Genomic DNA, 7,391 nt, shown 5'->3' with positions numbered 1-7,391 from the left:
GCTGGCACCCTTCGTGCGCGAGATCCGCGCCGGCACGGCGGACCTGGTGCTGGGCCGCCGGCGCCCGCAGGGCCGGGGCGCGTGGCCCGCGCACGCCCGCGCGGGCAACCTCGCGCTCGCCCGGATGCTGCGCCGCCGCACCGGCGTCCGCCTGCACGACCTCGGCCCGTTGCGCGCCGCCCGCCGTGATTCGCTGCTCGATCTCGGTCTCACCGACCGGCGCAGCGGGTACCCGCTCCAGATGGTGGTGCGCGCCGCCGACGCGGGCTGGCGGATCACCGAGCACGACGTCCCCTACCTGCCCCGCACCGGCGCCTCGAAGGTGACGGGGACCTGGCGCGGCACGTGGAACGCGGTACGGGACATGCGCCGCGTCCTGGCCGAAGCACCGGCCCCCGGTCCGGCCCGCGAAGAAAGCCCGAGGTGAGCGGCACGTGACCACCCTTCTCGTCATCGCCAAGGAACCCCGGCCCGGCCGGGTCAAGACCCGGCTCACCCCGCCTTTCACGCCGGCCCAGGCGGCCGCGCTCGCCGAGGCGGCCCTCGCCGACACCCTGTGCGCCGTGGCCGCGTCGCCCGCGCGGCGCCGGGTGCTGGTGCTCGACGGCGCCCCCGGCCCCTGGCTGCCGCCCGGCATCGACGTCGTACCGCAGTGCGCGGGCGACCTCGACGAACGGCTCGCGGACGCCTTCGCCGGGTGCGCCGGGCCCGCCCTGCTGATCGGGATGGACACCCCGCAGGTGACGCCGGAGCTGCTCACCGTGGACTTCGGCGGCTGCGACGCGTACGTCGGTCCGGCCGAGGACGGCGGTTTCTGGGCCCTGGGCATGGCCCGCCCCGACCCCGCGCTGCTGCGGGGCGTACCCATGTCCACGCCGGTGACGGGGGCCGTGCAGCGGGCGCGGCTCCTCGCGGCGGGGCTGCGGGTGCGCGACCTGCCGCGCCTGCGCGACGTCGACACCGCCGCCGACGCGTCGGCCGTGGCCGCACTGGCCCCGCACGGCCGGTTCGCCGCCCGGCTGGCCGCGTGCACGGAGGTCACGGGACGACGGGCGGGCCGATGAGCAGGGCTACGGGCGGGCAGGCGAGCGGCTGGTTGGGCGGCGCCCCCGGCCGTCTCGGCGTATCCGCCCCGCGAGGCACCGCTCCGGGACCCTGGGCCGCCTCCGACCCCTACTCCGCCGCCCTGCGCACCGGGCGCGGTCCGCTGTTCCTGCGCCGGGTGGACGGCTGGCTGCTGCCGCTGGAGGTCGAGCGCTGGTGCGCGCGGGCCGACGCGGTCGACCTGGAGGTGCTGGACCGGTGCGAGGGCGCCGTACTCGACGTGGGCTGCGGACCCGGCCGGCTGGTGGCGGAACTCGCCGCCCGGGGCCGGACCGTCCTCGGCATCGACGTCAGCGAGGCCGCCGTCGCCCGCACCCTGCGGCTCGGGGGCCAGTCGCTGCGGCGCTCGGTCTTCGAGCCCCTGCCGGGCGAGGGCCGGTGGGGCACCGTCCTGCTCATGGACGGCAACATCGGCATCGGCGGCGACCCCGGTGCCCTGCTCGTCCGCGTCGCCGCCCTGCTCGCGCCCGGCGGCCTGCTGATCGCCGAGACGGCCCCGGTGGACGTCGACGAACGCACCCACGTGCAGGTCGTCGACGTCACCGACGCCCACGCCGCCGACAGCCCCTTCCCCTGGGCGCGGATCGGCACCCCCGCCCTGCTGCGCCACGCGGGTACCGCCGGCCTGCGGACCGTCGCTCAGTGGGCGTCGGGCGAACGCCGCTTCGTCGCGCTGCGCAGCGACCGCAGGGACCGCAGGGACCGCTACGACCCGGGCGACCGCCAGGACCGCCACGACCGCCACGCCAGCAACAGCGCCGAGCCGCCGAACAGCGCGGCCGTGATCAGCAGCCAGCGGGCGAGGAAGCCGTCCGCCGACAGCGCGGCGACCGACCGGTAACGCGCGTCCACCCGGCCGCTGATCAGCGGGAACCAGACCAGCAGGAGCAGCCCGGAGAAGGCGGCCGGGACCCGCACGTACAGCGCCCACTCACGGCGCCCGGCCGCCCCCAGCCCTCGCAGGACCGCCCGGTCGGCCACCGTGTACAGGGGCAGCAGCACCAGGTCGTGCAGCAGCGCCGCCCCCACGAACCACAGCACCACGCCCAGCCAGTCGCCGGCGAGCAGCCGCACACCCGCGTAGCCCGCGAGCGCGAACGAGCAGGCGAGCAGGAGAATCCGGAAGGGGCCGCCGATCACGGGGCGCGGCAGCCCGCGCACAGGGTTCATCACAGGTCTCCGAACGTCAGTCGGGCCACCCACTTGGTGTTCAGCACGCCCGGCGCGGCGGGCACGATGATCCGCGCCGGATACCCGTGGTCCGGGCTGAGCGCCTCGCCGTTGACGTCCAGGGCGAGCAGGGAGCGCGGGTCGGCCACCTGGTTGGCGCGCAGCGCCCCGCTGCGGAAGGCGCCCCGGCGCTGGAGGGACTCGACGAACACGTCCGGCGGGTCGTCCTCGAAGCCCACGAGCGCGGCGAGGTCGCGCAGCCGCACCCCGCGCCACCACTGGTCGGACGTCGACCAGCCCTCGACGCAGGCGATGGGCAGCGCCGCGCTGTGCTGCTCCAGGCGCCGCAGTTCGGCCCGGCCGAGCCGGACGGTCCCCGTGCGTCCCGTGACGACGAGCCGCCAGGCGTCCTCGCTGGTCTCGGCCGGGTCGATGCCCGCGTAGGCGGCCGTCTTGTTGATCTGGAAGCCGTTGGGGCCGTTCCCCGGCTCGGGCCCGCCGTGCGGCGAGAGCACGGCCGTCTCCCGCAGCGGCCCGTCGAAGCTGCGGCCGGCGTTGGTGACGAACATCAGCAGCGAGCCGCCGCCCACCAGCCACAGCGCCCCGCGCCGCGAGACGGTGGGCGGGTCGGGCCGCGGGGAGACCAGGTCGTCGCGCTCCTCGCGCATCGCCCGGAGGTTGCGCAGCGCCACCGGCACCTTGAGCGCGGCGTGCGCGACGAACGCGGCGAAGAAGACCCAGGCCCCGTAGAAGTGCAGCGGGTAGAAGGAGCCGGGGAAGACGTAGTCCAGCTGGATGTTGAGCACACCCGTCAGGAACGTGAACAGCGCGCCCCCGACCAGCAGCAGCAGCGAGATCCGCTCCAGCGCGTGGGCGAGCGAGCGGGCCGGCGGCAGCGAGAAGAGTCTCGGCACGACCGACCACAGCTTGGCCAGCAGTACCGGGATCAGGGTGAGGCCGAGGGTGACGTGAACGCCCTGGGTGAGGCGGTACAGCCAGTCCGGGCCGGTCGGCCACGCGAAGAGGTAGAAGCCGAGGAGTCCCTTGTCCGGGGTCTTGTCGTTGACGGGGTCCAGGTCGGGGTTGTACGCGGCGTACGAGAGCAGGCCCGTCACGAACAGCACGGTGATGCCGACGAGCAGGACGAGGCCGAGCACCGCCGTGAACCGGGGGCCGCGCAGGGGGCTGCGCCAGAAGCCCGGCGAGGACGGGAGCCGTGAGGCGAGGTCGCGCATGTCCCGACGTTAGGCCGGGACCGGCCCCGCGGACGCTCTCCGACCCATGACGAAACGCTGACGTCCGCCGCGTGCACCATCCCGACGGCGATCTCCCGGCCTACGGTGCCGAAGTGACCCGCCCGCGCTCCCTCCCTCGCGACCTCTACGCCGTCGCGGCCGCCGTGCTGCTCGTCGCGGCCGCCATCCTGGTCGGCCGCAACGTGTACACCTACGACACCCTCATCGTCGGCTGGCCACCGCTGCTCGGCCGCTGGGGCCCGCACCTGGGCCCCGGCACCCCGGCGGCCGTCCTGGTGGCCGCGGCGACCGCGGCGTACGGACCGGCCGTCGCCGCCCGCGTGCCGTGGCGCGCGCTGCTCGCCGCGGCCTGGGGCGCCGCGATGGCCTGGACCTGGTCGCTGGCCCTGATCGACGGCTGGCGCCGGGGCGTCGCCGGCCGGCTCACCACCAGTCAGGAGTACCTCTCGGTCATCGACCGCTGGCGCGACGTACCGGCGACCCTGCGCGATTTCAACGGGCACATCCTTCTGCACTCCCCCGACAACTGGCCCGCCCATGTCGCCGGTCACCCGCCGGGGGCCACGCTCACCTTCGTGCTGCTCGACCGGATCGGGCTGAGCGGCGGGGGCTGGGCCGGGGCCTGGTGCATCACGGTGGGCGCGACGGCGTGCGTGGCGGTGCTGGTGGCGGTGCGGGTGCTGGCCGGCGAGCGGCTCGCCCGGCGGGCGGCGCCCTTCCTGGTCCTGGCGCCGGCCGCGGTGTGGATGGGCACGTCGGCCGACGGCTACTTCGCGGCGGTCGCCGCGTGGGCGGTGGCGCTACTGGCCCTCGCGGTCACCGGACGCTCGCTGTGGTGGGCGGCGGGGTCGGGGCTGCTGTTCGGACTGACCTGCTATCTCTCGTACGGCCTGACGCTGTTCGCGGTGATCGCGGCGGCGGTGCTGTGGCTCGGGCGGCGCGGGGTGCGGGAGCGTCCCGTGCTGTTCGTGCCCCTCCTGGCGGGGATGGCGGTGGTTCCGGTGGCGTTCACCGCGGCCGGGTTCGACTGGTGGGAGGCGTACCACCTGCTGGTCGAGCGGTACTACCAGGGCGCGGCCGGCGTCCGCCCCTACGGCTACTGGGTGTGGGCGAACCTCGCCTGCACGGTGCTCATCGTCGGCCTGGCGACGGTCGCGGGGCTACGGCGGACCGCGGGTGTACTGGTCCGACGGCGGCGTGACGACGCCGTGAGCGCCGAGGACAGTCGCCTGGCGTTCCTGGTGGCCGCCGGGCTGCTCGCCCTGCTCGTCGCCGACCTGTCCGGCATGAGCAAGGCGGAGACGGAACGCATCTGGCTCCCCTTCGCCCTGTGGCTGCTCCCGGCCTGCGTGTTCCTCGGCCGCCCGCGCGTGTGGCTGGCGGCGCAGGCCGTACTCGCCCTGCTCCTCAACCACCTGCTGGCGACCGGCTGGTGAGCGAACGGACCGCCGGGCACACGCATGAGGGCCCGCACCTTGCGGTGCGGGCCCTCATGCAGCGGTTCGCGCGCGATTACTCGGGAACGATGTTCTCCGCCTGCGGGCCCTTCTGGCCCTGCGTGACGTCGAAGTTGACCCGCTGGCCCTCCTGGAGCTCACGGAAGCCCTGGGTGGCGATGTTCGAGTAGTGGGCGAAGACGTCGGCGCCGCCGCCGTCCTGCGCGATGAAACCGAAGCCCTTTTCGGCGTTGAACCACTTCACGGTACCGGAAGCCATGTCTTTTACTCCTAGGCAGTGCTGGAGGCCCGCACCGTGCGGACCTTCCCATCGCTGCGATGATCACCTGCCCGGAAAACCGGTAACACAAATGGCAACCACAACTGCAACTGATGTCCAGCCTAGCACGATATGAATCGGCGACACGGAAACCGAAACGCGCGGAATGGCGCCCGGATTTGCCGCAGGATTGTTTTTCCGGCGTTCAACGAATATCTGTTTCGCCGGCGTCAGTTTTTCACTCGCCGCGCCGCTCTCCGTTCCCACCGGGACTCGGCGCCTCGCGGCGGAGTTCCTCGTTCATGCGCAACGCCGCCTCCAGGTCGTCCTCCAGGCGGACGATGCGGCAGGCGGCCTCGATGGGCGTTCCCTGGTCGACCAGCTCGCGGGCGCGTGCGGCGCGGCGCAGTTGCTGGCGCGAGTAGCGGCGGTGCCCGCCTTCCGAACGCTTCGGGCTGATCAGTTCCGCCTCGCCGAGGGCGCGGAGGAAACCGGGCGTGGCGCCGATCAGCTCGGCCGCCCTGCCCATGGTGTACGCCGGGTACTGATCGTCGTCGAGCCGGTCGGCGGCCTGCGGCCGACCTTCGGCGTTCAGCCTGCTCTCCGGGGGCATGCATACCTTCCTGCGAACCGCTGGGGACACGGCCCGCCGCAGGGAATCCGGTTCCCCCGCAAGCTGAACTCTAGTCGCGCCCGTCGGATACCTGTCGCGGCGAACACATATCCGCCGGAGTACCGGCCGCGGTGCCGGGGCGGCCGACGCGTGTCGGCGGGCGGCCCCGGTCCCGTCCGGGGACGGCCGGACCGCCGGACCACCGCCGGCGGGAGTGGAGGGGCGACGTGGTGGCTCAGGGCCGGAGCAGGAGGACACCGTACGGGGGCCCCGATCAGGGCCGGAGCAGGAGGACGCCGTACGGGCCGAGCAGGGACGCCTGGAGTGTGTCGCCCTCGGCGTAGCGCCAGCCCCAGGCGCGCAAGGCCTGGACGGTCGCGGCGTCGGTCCGGTCCACCAGCGTGACGCCGAGGGCGGCGTCGTGCTCGGTGAGCAGCCGCCTCTGCAGGCGCCGGGCGAGGTTCCAGGCCCGGTCCTGGTTCCGCCTGCGCACGCGGGCCGGAACGATGATCCCGGAGACCAGGAAGAGCCGCCCGGAGGCGGCGACGGGCAGCACACTCCTCGGCAGATACGCGTCCAGGCCCCGCGCTCCCGCGACACCAGCGCCGGGTACGGGATAGCCGTAGGCGCAGCCGGTCAGGACGGTGCTCTCCGCTATCAGCAGCGAGAACCCCGGACGCCGTACGTCGGTCGCCAGTTGCCGCAGAAAGGCGCCACGGTCCTCGTTCCACGCCCGCGGGCCGCCGCCGGAGGTCTGCGCGTACAGGTCGCCCAGGTCCCCGGACCGATCCTCGATCTGGCTCCGCGTCAGCGGCCGGACGCGTTCTCCGGCGAGGGGCGAGGAGCCCCGCTCCGGCCTCGGCCGCCGCGGACCCGGCCGGTCCGGACCGGCCTCCCGCCCGTCAGGTGCTCTGGTCGTCGGGGGCCGCACCGGCACGTTCACGGTCATGAGGCGATTCCTGCCCCGGGCTCGGGCGTTACGGCCCGGTGTCGTCGGTCGCCGGGAGCGGCACCGGTGTCGGGGCCGGTACGCGGCATGCTCCCGGTCTCTCCACGGTACTCCGGGCCCTGCGCGCGGCCCGGCCCTCGTCGGGGACGCCGGAACCGTCCTGTCCGTCCCGCCCGCCCCCGTCGCCCGCGGAGTACGCTCGAAGGACCGAGGGCATGGCGCATGCCGGTGACCGGACCGGCCTCGTTCCCGGCGTACCACGACACCGGGCGATCCCACGCCCGGGACAGGTTCCGCTTCATGACCGCCCCCGCCTCTCGCTCCGTGCCGCGCGTCATCCCTCTCCCGCGCCGGCTCGCCGCATCGTCGTGACCGCGCGAACGGCCCGCATCCGCCCGGCCTGACCCGGCCCGCCTCGCGACAGCGCCGGACGGTCGCCGTCTGCGCCCGTCGGTCCTCTTCTCCCGCTCGCGGCTGCCGGGCGGCCGCCTCGCCCGCACCGCACGGCCGTACGCGGCCGGGGACCCGACCTCTCGACGCCGGTCCAGGGGCCGGAACCGCACCGCGTACACGCCGCCCCGTT

7 protein-coding genes and 2 pseudogenes are annotated in these 7,391 nt (G+C 74.7%); 4 read left to right on the top strand and 5 right to left on the bottom strand.

Annotation, left to right across the window (positions count from 1 at the left end):
- The 3 genes and pseudogenes from EBH09_RS39030 to EBH09_RS18710 form a co-directional block, all read left to right on the top strand.
- A pseudogene (locus tag EBH09_RS39030) lies at window positions 1-427 on the top strand (glycosyltransferase); the annotation flags it as partial.
- Window positions 428-434: 7 nt separating this feature from the next.
- The gene (locus EBH09_RS18715; RefSeq protein ID WP_121748134.1) at window positions 435-1,064 is read left to right on the top strand and encodes a DUF2064 domain-containing protein; all 630 of its coding nucleotides are present in this window, start codon (window positions 435-437) and stop codon (window positions 1,062-1,064) included.
- Complete coding sequence (locus EBH09_RS18710; protein WP_121748133.1) at window positions 1,061-1,945, top strand: methyltransferase domain-containing protein; 885 nt, start codon at window positions 1,061-1,063, stop codon at window positions 1,943-1,945. The genes EBH09_RS18715 and EBH09_RS18710 overlap by 4 nt, the downstream gene beginning before the upstream one ends.
- Here the strand turns inward: EBH09_RS18710 and EBH09_RS18705 are convergent.
- Window positions 1,852-2,274, bottom strand: a pseudogene (locus EBH09_RS18705) (hypothetical protein); the annotation flags it as partial. The gene EBH09_RS18710 and the pseudogene EBH09_RS18705 overlap by 94 nt on opposite strands.
- Entirely contained in the window at window positions 2,274-3,509 is a 1,236-nt protein-coding gene (locus tag EBH09_RS18700) for a molybdopterin-dependent oxidoreductase (RefSeq protein ID WP_121748132.1), read from the bottom strand. The gene EBH09_RS18700 and the pseudogene EBH09_RS18705, both read right to left, overlap by 1 nt.
- Window positions 3,510-3,622: 113 nt before the next feature.
- Between EBH09_RS18700 and EBH09_RS18695 the strand changes: the two genes are divergently transcribed.
- Window positions 3,623-4,966 carry a hypothetical protein gene (locus EBH09_RS18695; protein WP_121748417.1) on the top strand — a complete coding sequence of 448 codons (1,344 nt, stop codon included), beginning with the start codon at window positions 3,623-3,625 and terminating at the stop codon, window positions 4,964-4,966.
- Window positions 4,967-5,042: 76 nt separating this feature from the next.
- On the opposite strand, the gene EBH09_RS18690 is transcribed toward EBH09_RS18695, so the two are convergent.
- The 3 genes from EBH09_RS18690 to EBH09_RS18680 form a co-directional block, all read right to left on the bottom strand.
- On the bottom strand, window positions 5,043-5,246 hold the full coding sequence (locus EBH09_RS18690; protein WP_121748131.1) for a cold-shock protein: 204 nt from the start codon (window positions 5,244-5,246) through the stop codon (window positions 5,043-5,045).
- A gap of 238 nt (window positions 5,247-5,484) precedes the next feature.
- Window positions 5,485-5,859: a MerR family transcriptional regulator gene (locus EBH09_RS18685; RefSeq protein WP_121748130.1), complete on the bottom strand. Its 375-nt coding sequence runs from the start codon at window positions 5,857-5,859 to the stop codon at window positions 5,485-5,487.
- 274 nt (window positions 5,860-6,133) lie between these two features.
- The gene (locus EBH09_RS18680) at window positions 6,134-6,808 is read right to left on the bottom strand and encodes a hypothetical protein (protein ID WP_193776395.1); all 675 of its coding nucleotides are present in this window, start codon (window positions 6,806-6,808) and stop codon (window positions 6,134-6,136) included.
- Between the last annotated feature and the right edge of the window lie 583 nt (window positions 6,809-7,391).

The organism is Streptomyces sp. E2N166, assembly GCF_003671715.1.
Classification (GTDB): Bacteria; Actinomycetota; Actinomycetes; order Streptomycetales; family Streptomycetaceae; genus Streptomyces; species Streptomyces thinghirensis.
The sequence above is the reverse complement of the archived record's forward strand: the minus strand, read 5'-3'. Positions and strand labels throughout refer to the sequence as shown.

Excerpts from the sequence above, each read along its gene's own strand:
- EBH09_RS18685 (WP_121748130.1), bottom strand. The coding sequence starts at position 5,859 with ATGCCCCCGGAGAGCAGGCTGAACGCCGAAGGTCGGCCGCAGGCCGCC.
- EBH09_RS18700 (WP_121748132.1), bottom strand. The coding sequence starts at position 3,509 with ATGCGCGACCTCGCCTCACGGCTCCCGTCCTCGCCGGGCTTCTGGCGC.
- EBH09_RS18680 (WP_193776395.1), bottom strand. The coding sequence starts at position 6,808 with ATGACCGTGAACGTGCCGGTGCGGCCCCCGACGACCAGAGCACCTGAC.
- EBH09_RS18690 (WP_121748131.1), bottom strand. The coding sequence starts at position 5,246 with ATGGCTTCCGGTACCGTGAAGTGGTTCAACGCCGAAAAGGGCTTCGGT.
- EBH09_RS18710 (WP_121748133.1), top strand. The coding sequence starts at position 1,061 with ATGAGCAGGGCTACGGGCGGGCAGGCGAGCGGCTGGTTGGGCGGCGCC.